The sequence below is a fragment of the Halorubrum sp. CGM5_25_10-8B genome (assembly GCF_005435095.1).
In the GTDB taxonomy this organism is placed as follows: Archaea; Halobacteriota; Halobacteria; order Halobacteriales; family Haloferacaceae; genus Halorubrum; species Halorubrum ezzemoulense.
Window position 1 is genome coordinate 1 of sequence record NZ_SGTY01000035.1, and the last position, 15,183, is coordinate 15,183.

At 60.5% G+C, this 15,183-nt stretch carries 19 protein-coding genes and 2 pseudogenes; 4 read left to right on the forward strand and 17 right to left on the reverse strand.

The features are described 5' to 3' along the window. From EXE51_RS17235 to EXE51_RS17305, 15 genes and pseudogenes are all read right to left on the reverse strand, one after another. A pseudogene (locus EXE51_RS17235) lies at window positions 1-964 on the reverse strand (hypothetical protein); the annotation flags it as partial. Continuing rightward, on the reverse strand, window positions 957-2,105 hold the full coding sequence (locus tag EXE51_RS17240; RefSeq protein WP_241990664.1) for a hypothetical protein: 1,149 nt from the start codon (window positions 2,103-2,105) through the stop codon (window positions 957-959). The pseudogene EXE51_RS17235 and the gene EXE51_RS17240, both read right to left, overlap by 8 nt. A 101-nt stretch (window positions 2,106-2,206) precedes the next feature. Beyond that, entirely contained in the window at window positions 2,207-2,959 is a 753-nt protein-coding gene (locus EXE51_RS17245; protein WP_137693167.1) for a hypothetical protein, read from the reverse strand. Next, window positions 2,952-4,784 (reverse strand): hypothetical protein, encoded by a 1,833-nt coding sequence (locus tag EXE51_RS17250; RefSeq protein ID WP_241990665.1) that lies wholly within the window; start codon window positions 4,782-4,784, stop codon window positions 2,952-2,954. Before EXE51_RS17250 ends, EXE51_RS17245 begins: the two co-directional genes overlap by 8 nt. Window positions 4,785-5,016: 232 nt before the next feature. Further along, window positions 5,017-5,391 carry a hypothetical protein gene (locus EXE51_RS17255; RefSeq protein WP_241990666.1) on the reverse strand — a complete coding sequence of 125 codons (375 nt, stop codon included), beginning with the start codon at window positions 5,389-5,391 and terminating at the stop codon, window positions 5,017-5,019. A gap of 53 nt (window positions 5,392-5,444) precedes the next feature. Beyond that, window positions 5,445-5,729 (reverse strand): hypothetical protein, encoded by a 285-nt coding sequence (locus EXE51_RS17260; RefSeq protein WP_241990667.1) that lies wholly within the window; start codon window positions 5,727-5,729, stop codon window positions 5,445-5,447. A gap of 2 nt (window positions 5,730-5,731) precedes the next feature. Beyond that, window positions 5,732-6,205: a hypothetical protein gene (locus tag EXE51_RS17265; RefSeq protein WP_094583541.1), complete on the reverse strand. Its 474-nt coding sequence runs from the start codon at window positions 6,203-6,205 to the stop codon at window positions 5,732-5,734. A 2-nt stretch (window positions 6,206-6,207) separates the two neighbouring features. Further along, a complete protein-coding gene (locus EXE51_RS17270; protein WP_137693168.1) occupies window positions 6,208-6,660 on the reverse strand; it encodes a hypothetical protein in 453 nt (150 codons plus the stop codon). Between the two features lie 36 nt (window positions 6,661-6,696). Continuing rightward, window positions 6,697-7,167 (reverse strand): hypothetical protein, encoded by a 471-nt coding sequence (locus EXE51_RS17275; RefSeq protein WP_137693169.1) that lies wholly within the window; start codon window positions 7,165-7,167, stop codon window positions 6,697-6,699. 1 nt (window position 7,168) lies between these two features. Continuing rightward, the gene (locus EXE51_RS17280) at window positions 7,169-7,693 is read right to left on the reverse strand and encodes a hypothetical protein (protein ID WP_199234077.1); all 525 of its coding nucleotides are present in this window, start codon (window positions 7,691-7,693) and stop codon (window positions 7,169-7,171) included. A 139-nt stretch (window positions 7,694-7,832) separates the two neighbouring features. Beyond that, entirely contained in the window at window positions 7,833-8,012 is a 180-nt protein-coding gene (locus EXE51_RS17285) for a hypothetical protein (protein WP_049897541.1), read from the reverse strand. A 208-nt stretch (window positions 8,013-8,220) separates the two neighbouring features. Continuing rightward, the gene (locus EXE51_RS17290; RefSeq protein WP_137693170.1) at window positions 8,221-8,889 is read right to left on the reverse strand and encodes a hypothetical protein; all 669 of its coding nucleotides are present in this window, start codon (window positions 8,887-8,889) and stop codon (window positions 8,221-8,223) included. 44 nt (window positions 8,890-8,933) lie between these two features. Then, the gene (locus EXE51_RS17295) at window positions 8,934-9,539 is read right to left on the reverse strand and encodes a site-specific integrase (RefSeq protein ID WP_137693171.1); all 606 of its coding nucleotides are present in this window, start codon (window positions 9,537-9,539) and stop codon (window positions 8,934-8,936) included. Between the two features lie 111 nt (window positions 9,540-9,650). Then, window positions 9,651-9,851: a type II toxin-antitoxin system HicA family toxin gene (locus EXE51_RS17300; RefSeq protein ID WP_137693172.1), complete on the reverse strand. Its 201-nt coding sequence runs from the start codon at window positions 9,849-9,851 to the stop codon at window positions 9,651-9,653. 54 nt (window positions 9,852-9,905) lie between these two features. Then, window positions 9,906-10,169, reverse strand: coding sequence for a type II toxin-antitoxin system HicB family antitoxin (locus EXE51_RS17305; protein ID WP_137693173.1), 264 nt, complete (start codon window positions 10,167-10,169; stop codon window positions 9,906-9,908). A gap of 112 nt (window positions 10,170-10,281) precedes the next feature. On the opposite strand from EXE51_RS17305, the gene EXE51_RS17310 reads away from it, so the two are divergent. From EXE51_RS17310 to EXE51_RS17325, 4 genes and pseudogenes are all read left to right on the forward strand, one after another. Next, window positions 10,282-11,316: a Cdc6/Cdc18 family protein gene (locus EXE51_RS17310; RefSeq protein WP_137693174.1), complete on the forward strand. Its 1,035-nt coding sequence runs from the start codon at window positions 10,282-10,284 to the stop codon at window positions 11,314-11,316. A gap of 184 nt (window positions 11,317-11,500) precedes the next feature. Beyond that, the gene (locus EXE51_RS17315; protein WP_137693175.1) at window positions 11,501-12,040 is read left to right on the forward strand and encodes a cupin domain-containing protein; all 540 of its coding nucleotides are present in this window, start codon (window positions 11,501-11,503) and stop codon (window positions 12,038-12,040) included. A 248-nt stretch (window positions 12,041-12,288) separates the two neighbouring features. Next, on the forward strand, window positions 12,289-12,606 hold the full coding sequence (locus EXE51_RS17320) for a hypothetical protein (protein ID WP_137693176.1): 318 nt from the start codon (window positions 12,289-12,291) through the stop codon (window positions 12,604-12,606). After that, window positions 12,606-13,391: pseudogene (locus EXE51_RS17325) on the forward strand (DNA adenine methylase). The gene EXE51_RS17320 and the pseudogene EXE51_RS17325 overlap by 1 nt, the downstream one beginning before the upstream one ends. A gap of 45 nt (window positions 13,392-13,436) precedes the next feature. Here the strand turns inward: EXE51_RS17325 and EXE51_RS18080 are convergent. Both EXE51_RS18080 and EXE51_RS17335 read right to left on the reverse strand, forming a co-directional pair. Next, window positions 13,437-14,246, reverse strand: coding sequence for a hypothetical protein (locus tag EXE51_RS18080; RefSeq protein WP_241990668.1), 810 nt, complete (start codon window positions 14,244-14,246; stop codon window positions 13,437-13,439). After that, a complete protein-coding gene (locus EXE51_RS17335; protein ID WP_137693177.1) occupies window positions 14,246-15,034 on the reverse strand; it encodes a response regulator in 789 nt (262 codons plus the stop codon). The genes EXE51_RS18080 and EXE51_RS17335 overlap by 1 nt, the downstream gene beginning before the upstream one ends. Window positions 15,035-15,183: the final 149 nt, after the last annotated feature.

The following is a 15,183-nucleotide window of genomic DNA, read 5'->3' on the forward strand; positions in this document are numbered from 1 at the left end:
TGAGCGTGACCGTCGCGTCTCGCGGCCTCTCGGTCCCACCAATGTTAAACGGCACCGAACCCCCGTCGGTGAATGTTCCGCTTGTCGAGTCCTGAGCCGTGTTCTCGACGCCCGTCACATCGATCGTCGGAGCCGAACTCTCTGCCGAGTCCGTAAGCGAGCCTTCGAGATTCACGCTCGTCGAGTAGCCGTCCGAGACGCCGGTCACCGAGTCCGAAACGGTACGACTCCCGAATCCGTTCCCCTCGATAGTAAGCGTCGTTTCCGGCGGAGCGTCAGCCCCACCGATATCCGGGTAGATTGTGCCTGTCGTCGTCGCCGAGACGGTTTGGTTACTCGTGGTCTCGACACCCGTCAAATTGATCGACACGTCGTCGACGGAGTCCCTCGAGTCCAGTTGATACGTGTGTCGCGTCCCGTCGGTCGCCGGCCGGTCCTGAATCACCAGCTCGCCGCCGAACGTCACCGTGTTCGTCGAGAACCCGCGGACGTAGAACGCGGCGGAGTCGCCGCGCACCTGGAGCGGTTCCGTGTAGGTCCCGCTGTCCTCGTGTGCGATACGGGCGACACTCGGAACCTCTCCGTACGCGCCCTTGAACCACTCAGTTGGAACAGCAACCCATCGGCCGTCGTGCGTGCGATCGTCCGACAAGTTGAGCGCCGGCTCGCCGTCGACGGTCGTCGTCTCGACGCGCATCGTCTGAGCGCCCGTCGACGCGTGAACAGTCGGGCTATCGTCCATCAAGTGCGACCCCGGCAGGACGTTGAGCCCGTCGATCGGTCCGCGATTGACCTCCTCGAGCTCGGTACCGTCCGGAGTGACGATCGTCCCGTTGCTCGCGTCCGGCTCCTCCGGACCCGTTCCGGGAGCGAACGTCGGGAGCGTCAGCGCCGCCAGGAGGAGTGCGCCGACGACCACGATCGTCCCGACCGGCAGGTCCTCGAGAGCGCTGTCGTCAGTCATCGGCAGACGCACCCCCCTCCCCCCCGGTGGCCTCTACTCCGCTACGCGCGCGTGCGTAGTCCTGACTGAGCGAGATTTTCAGCCAACGACGTTCATCTTCCGAAAACTCCGCTATTTCGTCCCAGCGAACCTTGTTAAAGCTCGTTTCGTTCCAGAAAATCAGATTCCCGACAGGCCGCCGCGACAACTGGTCGCGGATCATCGGAATCGCGTTGAATCCGACCGGAGGCCGGTCGTTGTTCTCCCGAGCCGGGTTCGCCGTCCCGTCGGGCATGGAGATCCGCCATTGGATCGTCCGACGAATCTTCGAATGGAGGTTTTCCTCGTGGTGCGCGAGGAAATAAAGCGAGAAATAGAACTTACGCGAGTCGGCGAGAACGCGCCTTAGCGCGCCTATCTTCGCGAACGTCTCGTGCTGGTCCGCGCGGGCGCTTTGTGGTACCCAATCGGCCGTCTCGTCGAACAGGAGCGACACCCAATCGTACGGTCCGTATTCGACTTTCGCGATAGACCACGCGAACCACCAATGGATCAACGGCGTCGCGTCGCCCTGGTCCGCTTCCCACTTCGGGACCCACTCGACGGGTTGCTCCATATAATCCGACTCGGCGACGATCTCGGCGCACCCCGAGAACGACGGATCGGGGTACACCACGTTGAACGTCCCCGGCTCCAGTTGCTCGTTGATATCTCGCGGGTCCTCGTAGTAGATCACCTCGCGAACGACCTCCTCGAGGTCGGCCTCGTCGCCGTCGAGATCGGCGCGGATATCTCGAGGTTTCCAACTCGCGGAGCTCTCCGCGTTCGCCGGCAGGAACAGTCGCGTCCAGACCTTCAACGGGAGCCACTCGGAGCGCGAGCTCGAGCCGCGCCAAACGACCGCCTCGTTATTGACCTCCATGAGGCGAGTCGCCCAATAGAGGCCCCACGTCGACTTTCCGGAGCCCTTCTCCCCGGTCGCGAGCCAATTCGTCCCGCCGACCTGAGAGGTCCCGCGGTCCTCCGTCGCCGTCTCGTGAACCAAACAGTCGGGATATGGCCGAAACTCGTAGTTATCTTCAAACGCCGCGATACCGAACCGGCGCCGAATCTCGTCGGCGTCGGTCCGCTTGTTATTCCAGCCCGGAGGCGTCTCCTCCACGTCCGGGTACTCCGGGTGAGCTTGTTTCGTATCTTCTCCCCAATTGACGCCCTCCGGTGGGCGGCCGTCTCTACCTCCGTCTTGGTGTGCTGTCGCCATTGTTATCCCTGTTTGAAGCACCCCATCTCGCTTTCAACGTTCGCCGACTCAGACCCGCGGAGCGTCCGAGCCGCCGCATTACACGCGGGGAGAAGCGTGCTAACTGCGAATCTGTACCTCGTGAGCTTCGCTCCGTCGCTCTCGCTGTCGAGAAGCGCCTCCATGAGCGGACTCGACCGCTCTAAGTCGTTAACCGCTCCCTGAGGCTTCTCGCCGTTCGTGACCGCCGTCACGCTCCGAAGCCAGCGAGTGACCTCGCGCCGCGAGTCGAATCCCGTCCAGAGCTCTCGGAGCGCCTTCGATTGACCCGTGTCGAGCCGCTCGAACGCCGGTCGCATCAGCGGGTTCCGCTCGTTCTCCGGGTCGATCGTCACGCTCTCGTCGTCGTCCTCGAGGCGCTCTTTGGCCCGGTCGCGGAATTGTCGAAACGCGAGGTCACACGCGTCGTCCATCGACTCAACGAGCCGCTGTCGGACGTACGGCCCCGTCTCACTCCGTCGGAGGAGATCCTCGAACAGCGGCGACTCAGGCATGATATGTCTCGGCTCGAGAACGGACTCCACGTGTCCGAGCGTCCGGACCGACGCCGCTTGATACCACGAGAGTGCCATCCAAAGCGACGTAAACCCGTCCGCGAGCGGTTGAATCGGCGGGTCGCGCCGAACGTCGCCGTCGTAGAGTAGCCGATCGTGGTCCTGGTTTAGGACCTCGAGCGCCGGTCGCGTCGACCGACGCGAGCTCGTCGAGCTACTCATTATCGCCCCCGTCCGCGCGAACGTCGCTCGTGTCCGAGTCGTTCGTGTCCGGCTCAGGACCGCCGAGTGTCGGCTCCGACTCCGAGTCCTGTCGCGCCTCCACGTCGAGACCCATACCGAGGGCCTCCTCGTTGAGCCGCCGCGTCACGGTCTTGTCCTGCCGGCCTTGGACCTCCCGCGCCTCGAGCGCTGTCGTCGTGCGCTCGGACCACGCGATCTCCTCGTACTCCTCGAGCGTTTTCGCGTCCGCGTGTTCTTGCTGGAGGATCGTGAGACTCGCGTCGGCCGTCACGTCGTGACGCGGCGCCGGAGTAAACTCGACGGAGCCCGGTTGAGCCTCAAGCGACTCCACCGCGAGGGCGACCGCGCCGAGAGCGGCGCCGACCGTCGGGACGTTCGCGACCGCTCCGCCGACCTTCCACCCGATAACAGGCAGCGCGAGCGCTCCGAGCGTCAGCGCTCCATAGAGGAGCTTCTCACCGCGCTCAGTCGTCTCCGGGTCGATTCTCCACCACACGGGCATACGACGCGCTAAGTGCGCCGCCGTGTGTTTGACGCCTTCTGAGTCCGGGTGGACATACACCTTCTCGGAGATACACCCCGTGTTCACGCGAACCCGCGTCGTAAGCGACGACAGGTCGAGCCGCGCCGCGTCTGAGAAGAATCGAGCGAGGAACGGCCCGATCCCCTTTTTCGGGATGTATCGGCCCCCCTCTCCGCGGACCATCGGGAGCCGCGGGAGGTCCTCATACAGCTCGTCGTGATAGTTCGACTCCGGGATCTCTATCGAGTCCGTTACCTCCGACGCGCCGCCGTCCGGAACCGCCTCCGGGTCCGACTCGCCGTCGCGTCCCTGCCGGAGCGCTACCGCGTCTGTGAGCTCTTTGCGCTCGAATCCCACATACTCAACGTCTGAGTGGATCTGGAGCCCGCCGCCGTACGCGATCACTCCGAGCGACAGGCCCATCAGGATATCCAGATTCGCGATTACGACCGCGACCTCGTAGTACGCGGCAGAGAGCGCGAGCCCCCCGCCGATGAGACCGAGGAACACCCACGCGCCCTTTCCGTATCGTGGCCCGGTCCCGGTTCGCTTGAGCGTCACTTTCGCGAGCGACAGCCCGAAAACGACCGCCGCGAGTCCGGGGAGAATCGCGACCCGGAACACGTACGTCCATGCCTCCGCGAGCGTGTCGATCTGGACCTGTTGAGAGGCCGGCGCCGACGCGTGTTCAAACCGCCACGTCGCTCCGGGGACTCGCTCCCCGTCCCGCTCGAGCCATGCTGTCGCCTCTACCTGTTTATCGTAGTGCGACTGAAGCTCAACGTCGCTCGTTGAGTACCCCTGAGCGAAGTTGACGCCGATTCGCTGGACCGTCTGATTCGCGGCGTATTCCCGCGTCGAGCCGCCGACCTCAGTCGACTCCGGTTGCCAGTAGACGACGACAAACTCGTACTCGCCCGCCGCCTCTCCGTAGGCGTTACTATAGAGCGTGAGAATGTCGCCGTTCAGCGTCTCTCCCGGCGACACTCGCTTTATACCATTACTGAGCGGGTTGATCGGAGTGTATTGGAGGATCACTCCGCCCATACCGATGTTCCGAGCCGACTCGGGAGCCGCGGAGCTCTTAACGCCGCCCCGTCGGAGCTCCTCGAGGCCGAACGGTCCCGGCTCGGACCACGTTGTGTTAGCCTCCGTCTGTGCGTGCCCGTGGGTCTCCACGGCCGCCGTTGCGTCCGTCTGAGGGCCTGCCGCGGCCGCCACCGGAACGAGAGCGCTCGCGACGAGAAACGCGGCAGTCGCAACGACCCACGCGCGTTTCATCTATTGACCTCGTCGAGTCGCCGCGCGGCCGCGTACGAAACACCGAACGCGACGGCACTTACCCCGAGAGTTGCTCCCCCGAGGACCGATCCGTATGGTTGTAACGTGAACAGTTGCGCGGCAAACAACGTCATGACGACAGCGATCACTACGTCGACCAACCACAGTTTGTGGAGCCGTGACCCGAGAGACGGGAGGAGGTCGGTAACCGGGTCGGAAGTTGGAACCGACATTAGTCGTCTCCCTCCGCGACTTCCGAGCTCGCGTAGACCCACGCGAGGACCGCGACAAGACCGACCGCCGCGATCTCCCCGTTCGTGAGCTCGAGCCCGAGTCCGTCGAGCGCGAGCACTCCGGCGCCGCCGCCGACGAGACCGCCGAGCGCCGCCGCGCCGATGTCCCATACCTCCGGTCCGAAGTACATCCCTCCCGCGAGGCCGCCGGCTCCCGCGGCTCGCTCGCCTGTCACCGCCGACGTGATCCGCTGGAGCGCCACCTTCGGATACCTGATAACGAACGCGAACAGGTCCGTGTACTCGCCGAGAACGTAGAACGTCCCGCCGAGAACGATCCACCCGAGGATCGCCTCCGTAGTCATGGCTGGCATCTATGCTCCCTCCGTTGACCGCCCTGTACCGCCTCGTTTCGTCGTGTTGAGTTTCATGAGTCGTCGATTGAATCCTCAATGTCGTTGCTCGCGTCCCACAGGAGCTTTATCAGGAGAATCGAGCCGGTGACAACCACCAACTGAGTCCCCCACCCCTCCGGGAGCGGACTTGATTCGCCAAGCGTCGAGACCAGCGAGGAAATGTAAAATAACTGGTTGATGTTCGTCCACGCGTAGAGCGCGATCTGGTCGACGAACGGTATGTTGAATACCGCCGCGACAGCGCCGAACAGTCCAGTTATCAACGCTGGTGGGCTTTTGAGTGCGTCCGGTGCCATTGTTAGGTTCCCAAGATTCCCGCCGCCCCCGGTATCGCGTCAGCGATAACGAGGATCGTTCTCCGTCCGATCACAACGAACAGGTAGACCACCGCGACGACCTCCGCCGCGAGGATAATCGGCGCCGCTGGTCCGCCGATCGACGCGAATCCGACCAGCGCCTCCACGATCCGATCGACGACGCCGAGAATCCCGGTCCCGTCGACCGCCGACCCGCCGACTGTCGACCCGACGCCGACCAGCGTCTCTCCGACGAACAGCGGGATATCAGCGAGTCCGACCGTTCCGACCAGCCCTGGACCGTCGCCCTGAAAGACGAACACAATCAGGTCCAGAATCCCGACGACGACGCTCTCTAAGCCGCTAATGAGCGGCGACAGGACCGCTCCGAGGATGAACCCCTGAGGAGCGCTCGCGAACCGGAGAACCACGTCCGGCACGCTACTGTCGTCGCCGCCGTTCGGAGCCGCCGCCATGACTATCCACCTCCAGCGAACCTCGAGGCGGCCGACCTGAGCCCGACGCTCAGGACGTAGACCGACGCGAGGACGATCGCGACGTTGATCGGCAGGGAGAGTATCCCGAAGTTAGCGGTACTGAATTGGAACGCGCTTGAATACGCGGACCCGACAGCGCCGAGCGTGAGCTCGATAACTCCCGGAGAGTCGACCGTCGGGCGGCCGCCCGCTCCGAGCGGCTCCTGCCAGCCCTCGATGAACCCGGCAAAGCCGCCGAATATCGATACAAACGCGTCCGCTCCCGCCGATATGAAATCAGTTACCCCCGCGACAACGGTCGCGATAACGCTCGTTCCGATCGCCTTTCCGAGACGGCCCCATTGGACCGGGTTCGCCGCGTTCAGTATCGGATTCTCGCCGCTCGTGTCGCCGTTCAGGAACGTCAGGAGGCTACTGTCGCCGCTACTCGACACGACAACTCACCTCCTGAGTCCGCGGCGACGGGTATCTCATTGGTCGTCGACCGCCTCCTCGTCGGCGCCGATGATCGGTACGTCGAACGGGAGGCCGGGGAACAGGTTGCCCGTCTCCTCCTCGTCGAGGAACGTCGCCAAGAGGTAGAGGCTCGCGAGAGCGAGCGCGACTGTCAGGGGGAGCGCGAGGATACCTCCGAGTTCCGCGCCGAAAACCGACGTAATCGCGTTCTCGGAGATACGCGCACCCGCTTCGATAAGCTCCGCTGGACCTGTGAGGAGCCCGTCGAACAGCGTCGAGATTGACTCGCCGGCCCCCTCAAAGGGAGCTGTCGCGAACGTCGCGATCGCGTCGATCACGTCGACGACCGCGACGACCGGCGAGATAAGAACCCCGAGAATCGAGCTCGTGAGAACACGCGCCGCCGACCCGCCCTCAGAGAGATACGTCGTGATACCGCTCAGGGTATCGACTCCGCTGCCGTCTCCGAGGTTTAGCGGAGGCATATCAACCCTCCAGCGCCTCTTTGACCGGGTCCAGGAGTCCGAGCGCGTATGCTCCGACCGCGACGATCCCACCGATTAGGATGTTTTGTGTGCTAAACAACCCGCTCCCGCCGACTCCGGCGAAGATTCCGCCGCCGCCGGCCTGGTTGACCGTCGCGCCGACCTCGATATCGTCTGCCGACTCCTCGTCGGAGTCGCTCGCGTCCTCAGTTACGACGACACGGTAGGAGTCGTACTCGGTCGCGTTGACCGCGAACGTCTGTCGAACCGTATCGTTCGCGTCCGCTGAGGAGATTGTCCCCGAGTCGACCTCAGTCGAGAGTCCATCCGAGAGCCCGTACACCGTGTAGTTGAGCGCGTCGCCGCTCGAGTTGGTGACCTCGAGGTACACGCTCTCCGTCTCGTCGTCGACGACCACCTCTCGGTCCGCGAGCTCCGCTCCGGATTGTGCGGCCGCCGGGACCGCCATTGATGTAAGGACCGCGAACACCAACAGCGTCGCGAGCCCTGTCTTTTTGATATTCATGCCACTCCTCCGAACGTACCGCTGTCTGTCTGAGTCATTTTGTCAGAATGGACTTTATCGCCGTCCGAGGCGCTCTCTCGCAACTTTTCGGCGTACTCGCGGAAGGCATCGCTGACTACGATCCCCGTCGGGTCCCAGCTCACGCGCCGGTCCCCCGCAGCTCCGTTTTCTCGGAGAGAAGGACGACCAGCCCGCCGAGGAGAACGAGAGAGATCCCGACCTCCACCTTGTCGGCGAGCATCGCGAGGCCGCCGGCGAGCGTCACGAACCCCGCCTCGAGGTCCTCGTCGAGACCGAGACGACGAGCGACTGCCGTCACGCGTCCCCCCGGTGATTCCGCCAGTCAGTCCACCGTTTCACCTCGCCGTCGTCGGGCTCTTTCCTCGAGCCCCTGTCGTCGTCGTTCATGCCTTTCACCGGCTCGCCTCACGAGCCGATATAAAAGACGAGCCGTCAGCGAGCGGATAAAACGGCAGAACCCAACGGGTTTATTTTTCAGATTGTATGATATATATCCGACACTTCATTCAGACAATCGTAGACAACAACGACGAAGTGGTCCAGATTAGCGTCAAGACGATGACTATATAATGCGATTTTCTGCGGATTTCTTCTTTTAGCCATAATTCCAATTCATGTAGCGATAGCGTCAGAGATGGGCTCTCTGGATAATAGGTAATGAGCTCCCGATCTGGAATAGCACCTCCTTCATAGTCCACAAATAGAGCAGCATTAGGACCGATTGGCACACGAGAACCTTCCGGCATATCCTCATTTGTATCCATTTTGTTCAGAATAGCTACATCACCGAATAACATGCCAATAGCAGTAACCTCTGATTTGTCTATTGAGCGATTATTGGAAATAGCATCTAAGAGAATCCGAAACCCGGGATCACCACGTTGGAGATAACCTGATTCAAAGGCTTGATCAATCTCATCCAACTCATCAATATCATCATCGGCCAGCTCAAATATGGTTTTGAACGCGAGATCTTCTTCGGTCTGGGGGTCCTCAACGGCCTGAGAGAAATCAGACAGTTCGTTTATGTTGTCATCACGACTTCTGAGACGTTTTAGGGCTTTATCGGCCCTTCTCTGGAGAGGATTTACTGGATGGTTCGTTAGCACTGGAATAAGTATAATCGCCGCAGTAGTGATTATTTGAAGACCTGTAATAGCGGTGCTTACTGTCATATCAACATCGTGAATTTCACTGCTGATTAAACCATTCCACAAATTTACGCGAATCCCGCCTCCTCAAAGGCCGTGTTCACGACCTCAGGCGTCGGGGCGTTCAGGTACGGCTCGATCGCCTGGAACGAGTCCCACCCGCCGACCGTCATGACGACGCGCGGGTTCATCTGCCGATCGACGAGGAGCCGCTGCGCGAACCGGCGCCGGAGATCGTGGCTCGACACGTAGTGGAAGTCCTCGTCGCCCGTGGCCTCCGCCGCGCGCTCGGCTGTGCGTTTGACCGCCGCCCGGACGCCGCTCTCGGAGAGGTCGACGATCGGCTCGTGGCGACCGACGTCCTCCGACCGGACGTATCGGTGGATGTCGCCCTCGACGTCCCGCGGGAGGTAGGCGTCGCGAGGCTTCCCGCCGCTCCCGGTCGTGTCCTTCCCCTCGGGCACGCGGAGCCGGAAGTGGTCGCCGTCGGGAGTCCGCTTCACGTGCTTCGGCGTGACCTGCGGAATCTCGAATGCGCGGAGCCCGACGAACCCGCCGAGCTGTATCACGAGGTCGTCGCGGTGGCCCCCGGCGGCGCGGCGGAGCTCCTCGAGGTCGTCGTCCGTGAGCCAGCACTTGTACTGGTCCTCCTTGTTGGTCGCCTCTAATCGCATACGAACTTCCAAAAGAAGATAGCACTTAGTACGGCAGAACCGACGAGGTCCTCGGCGTGATCGGGGCGAAAACAGGGGGTTCGTTGACGACTTCTTTCACAAGTCGGCAGGTCACCGATGCTCGTCGATCCACTCGCACCACGCCTCGAAGTCGTCGGCACCGCACTGGTCGGCGATCGACCGGTACGCATCTTGAGAGATCTGGTCGCTGTCGGTGAGCGGAACACTCACGACGCGGACCTCGTCGGTCTTGGTGTGGTCGTACCGGAGCTCCACGTGACTCCTCTCGCGTCCAACTGGTCGGTACCCCATCGTAGTGCCTTCACAATCTCTCGGCCGTCAAAACTCGCATAGACCATTCCGGAGCTACTCCCACGGCGGCTCGCCAGCGTCGTCGACCTCATCCGGGTCGACGCCGATCTCCTCGAGGAACGCCTCCTCGTCGTCGATCGGCTCGCCGCCGCCCTCGTGGAGTTCGATCGCCTCCGCGAGCATCCGGAGGGCTTCCGCCTTCGTATCGCCGAAGGAGGCGACACCGGTCTCGATGTCCTTCGCGGTAATCGAGCCGTCGTCCTCGTGGATGAATTTGACGCCTTCTCCGTCGCGGGCGTCGCGTGTCTCACTCGCCATACTCGCCTTTCGCGGACACCTCGAATAAGCGCTCTGTCGATACGGACCCATCCGGAACCATCCGGAACACCCTGCCGTCGGCTTATATACCCACGCCGTGACCGGGTAAGACGTGATACGCGACGGAACGGTGTTCGACGACGATCACCTCCCCTCCACCATCGTTGGCCGGAATCGGCACATGAACGAGGTAACGGACGCGCTCGCACCGATTCAAGAGGACGTCCGTGCCGAGAACTGCTTCCTGTTCGGCCCCTCCGGCGTCGGGAAGACGACGGTCGCGAAGGCCGCCGTTCGCGAGCTCCGGCAGGAAGTCCTCGAAGTCCCCTACGCCTACGTGAACTGCTGGCAGGACTACACGCGGAACGCGGTCCTCGAACAGATCTCCCGCGACCTCGTCGGCGCCGCGCTCCCGCGGTCCGCTTCGACGGGGCAACTCACCGACCGCATCACAGCCGACCTCGACGGGCCCGGGGTGGTCATTCTCGACGAGGTCGACCAGCTGCGCGAGAACAAGGTCCTCTACGACCTCCACGAGATTCGCGGGATTTCGTGGATCGGCATCGCGAACCGCGAGGTCGACCTCCTCGCGGACCTCGACGAGCGAGTCACCTCCCGTATCAGCGTCGCCTACCGCGTGAACTTCGATACCTACGGCGAGGACGCGATAACAGAGATCCTCTCTCGGCGGGCTCGCGAGGGGCTCGGCCCGAACGCCGTCGACGAGGACGTACTCCGGCGTATCGCGCGTCTCTCCGAAGGAGACGCGCGGCAGGCGATCGCGGGCCTGCGTGCCGCGGCGCGCATGGCCTCCCGCGAAGGGCTGTCAGCGATCCCGGGGCGGCTCGTCGAGGATGCGGTCGCCGACGCAGAGCGAGAGGTGCGGCAGAAGACTATCTCGAAACTGAACACGCACCAGCGGGCGCTTTACGAGGTTCTCACCGAGGAGGACGGCCTCATCCAGAAGGAGCTGTACGCGCAGTACGAGGAGGCGCACGAAGACCCTGTGACGCTGCGGTCCCTCCGGGATAACCACCTACCGAAGCTGGAGCACTACAACCTCGTCGACGTCGAGTGGGATCGCGGGTCGAAGCGGTACAGTCTCGTCGGCGCCGAGCATTCGGAACAAATCTCCAAACAGATCTGACGCAAAGACAGATCTCGATTCACAGCCGGATCGACTCCCTTGAGCCGCCCAATACCGGATCGGATGGACCTTCTGTGGGCATCAAATGAATTCAGCAGAATACAAACCACCTCTCGTTGACAGCCTCTATGAGGCTCCCTAATGGCATGAAAACAATCAAGTTCGTGCCTTTTGATATCGGTTCATGGGTCAGAAAAATGACTCGAATCTGACACCGGAAGACCTTGCTCATAAGCACCTCCCCGAGCAGACGATGTACAAGGTTCAGACTCCGGAGGCTCACGAGGGAGACTCCGAGGGCGTTCGCCACTCTCCACTGATAATCAGGACTAACGAGTTTCGATTACTCTACTTCGAGCTCGGACCGTCCGGAGAGATTGACTGGCATACGCACGTTCCTGGACTTGATGAGGTGAACCTGTGTCTTGAGGGACGAGCTAGATACACTCTTGAACGCGAGGACGGAAGTCACCAAACCTTAGAGATCGGCCCGATGGAGTTCGTCTACGTCCCTGGTGGGGCCCGGCACAAAATCGAAGCGATTGGCGGGCAGGCTCACAGGTCACTGTCGGCCGCCAGATTCGATACGGCCGCGAGACTAGAAAATCTCGAAGACGTTTCAGAGGAGTCGGACACTGACGGTTCTGAGTGGGAAGACGCGCTCTTCGTGGACCGGAAACGCGACGAGGTAGTGGCCAAAGACGATACCCTCGTCTCGGAATAGCCGACGACATCGCTCGCTGTTCGCCGGTCGCCGCCACCGGACTCGTCGCTGAACCAACGACCTCTTTGGCTGAACACGCACACCGTATTCGGGGTCTACAGAATCGAGTATCGTAGGAGGATCAGAGGCCATCCAGAACCCCATTCAGAACACGTGGAACCGGGGGACTGCTCCGGTTTCAGGGTCCTCCGGAAGCCTCCGGAACCCCACGGGTCAGCCTAAACCACGGCCGACGACCAGCGCTTGGTATGGCCTCGAAGCAACCGGTCCACGGCGGTAGCGCACAGACGAAAGAGTTCGACATCAGTCTCGTCGACGAGAGGATTCGCGGTCGGAGCCCGGATTACGCCCGGGCTGTCGCCAGCGTCGACGCGAACCACACGCTCCGCGTCGAGATCGAAGCGGCGAACGAACTGAACTGGGAGCTCGACGCGCGGATCGCTAACGGCTCGCTGGAGATCCTCCGCGCGTTCAACGACGGCGACGGCGTTCCCGACGACGTGATTCCGAACTGGGTCGAGCGTGTCGCCGACGTCGTCGGCGAGCGCCTGGAAGGGGATCGGTGATGGCGGACGCCGTCTTCCCCTACCCCGGCGGGAAGAGCCGCTTCGCGTCGTGGATCCTCGATCAGGTCCCGGAGCACACCTGCTTCGTGGAAGTGTTCGGGGGCGCCGCCGGCGTGCTCGCGAACAAGGACCCGGACACGAGCACGGTCGAGGTGTACAACGACCGCGACGGCGACCTCGTCCAGTTCTTCGAGGTCCTTCGCGACCGCTCGGAGGAGCTGGTCGCGTGACTCGACCGGACGCCGTACTCGCGCGAGCTCCACGACGAGTGGGCGCACAAGTTCTTCCACGGCTATCGGCCGAGCGACCCGATCGAGCGCGCCGGGCAGTTCTTCTACCTCCGGTACACGCAGTGGGGCGGGAAGTACGACGGCCCGGCCGGGTTCGGGACCTCGAAGGTGTCGAGTCGGGCGCTGTCGTACGCGAACAAGGTCGACCGCCTCGATGAGTTCGCCGAGCGGTTCGGGGACGTGGTCGTCGAGAACCTCGACTGGGCCGACGTCTTCGAGAAGTACGACAGCGAGGACACCGTGTTCTACTGCGACCCGCCGTACGTCGGCTACGAGGATTACTACCTCGTGAACACGATCGACCACGAGGCGCTCGTCGACGGGCTCGCGGGACTGGAAGGCGACTGGATCTGTTCGTACGAGGACCTGCCGGGGACGTTCGAGGACGTGTACGTGCTCGACCGCGACGAGAAGCGGTTCATCAACAGCGGGAAGCGAGGTGAGGCGAAGGATGCGAAAGAGCGGTTAGTGATGAATTTTGAGCCGAAAAAGTGAACCCAGATCTTTCGAATATACGGAGATTTACACAGTCTTATTCAATTAATCCATCCGGCCGTTCGATATGAGTGAGTCAAATAGTTCTGTTTGGTCGCTATTCGAAACATGCTCAGAAATGCGAGAGTAATATCGTTCCCACAACATCGATTCGGCTTCAAAAATTTGTGACTCCCAATATTCGCTACGAATGTCGCTTGGGCATTCGTATTGATCGGCAACCAGCTGTAGGACGAGTATTGGATCCATCGGCGGATGGGGCAACCGTGGCTTGTCTAATGGTGTAGAACAATAGTGAATTGCGTCGGAATCAATTTCTTTCGGGAGGTTCTCTTTTTTGAACCTCCCACCAGATTGGAGGTGTGCGATTGGTTTATCTTCCGTATCGTCATCTCCAACGTCAATGTCGAAGTGATATCGTTTGGCCACTCGCAAATTCCACTCATCACTTCCATGGTTCCAACAGCAAGGCGCGCCCGTATGATGACCTCGAACCTCAGAATTTCGATGTGCTATGAGAGTAAGGTGTAGAGAATATTCTCTGAATTGGTTTTCTTCTGCTTTGATAATACCGCCCACAACTGCGAGCCCGTCTTGAATTGCAAAGTCGCGTTTTGAGTCATTCCTCGATAGGTAATCAGGTGTTTCGATTCGAACAATCCAGTTAGGATTAATATCTAGAGTCCAATCTTCAGGGTCTTCTTCCTCAAGTGTGGATAATGTTTTACGGAAATTTCTTTTATTACGTGATATTTTCCCACCCCGGTTTTGAAGAAATTTAAGCTGATCCACTAGATGTTCATAAAGCTCGTCGGGGTTCGGCAGGAGTTCATCGGGAGAAGGCATTTCAGGCATTATTTCAGCTGATCCGCGATACGATAGTCTTCAAATGTACCTTCACGGGTATGGTGTATGTGACTACATCCTAGATGAACGGGTGCATCAGCATCTTCCCCATCTCTGCCGGCAGCCAATATGTCCGGGTAGTCCTCACCGCATACTTCACACACTGATATTTTTTCTGACTCCCCTAGAACTACTTCTCCAACTGTTGTCAGTTCTCCAAGTCGAACATCTCTGTTCTTAGCAAGAGCTACGACAGAATCGATAACTTGGGTTGACCACCATCGTCTGCTCTTACGGTGCGAAAATATACCGGAATATGTTGCGTCACCGTGCTTCGTACAGTTGAGTTCGTCTGTGTATCCACTAAGAGCGTCTGGTTGGAGTCCGATCTTAGTCGCAGTCCAGTCGTCATCCCACAACGGACCCGGTGTTTCTAAGAAACGGTTACGGACCCATTCTCCAAATTCTATTGCGCTTCCGCCATTGACTTTTGGGTCAGATTTCAGACCATCTGTATATTCCCGAGGAATAATACTCTTCAAATCCTCAATAGCACCTTCAGGCGGATCAAGCAGTTTGATAAGTTCTTGTAATCCCTCTCCTCTTACATTTTTGATCTCAGTATATGAATCTAAATCGAGTTTGATATTGAGGGCGCCTTCTTTTGACTGAAGCTCACTCACATCGTAGGTTTCCTCAAATTGCTCTCGTGTTGCGGTAGCTCTCAACTCTGAAACTTCACTACTAAACCCATAGAGAGGCGTTTCTGGGAGACTTTCGCTAACCTTCCCAGCCATTGTAAGTCCTTTCCCTAGAAAGTCGGTCGCGTTAAGTTAGAGGATGAGGCGGACGAGTTCTGAGTGTCTATGACAGATTTCGACCGCCTCAGCGAACGTACCGCGTGGATCGACTTGTCGTTTGTGGAGCGAGATCGAACTCCGCGCTG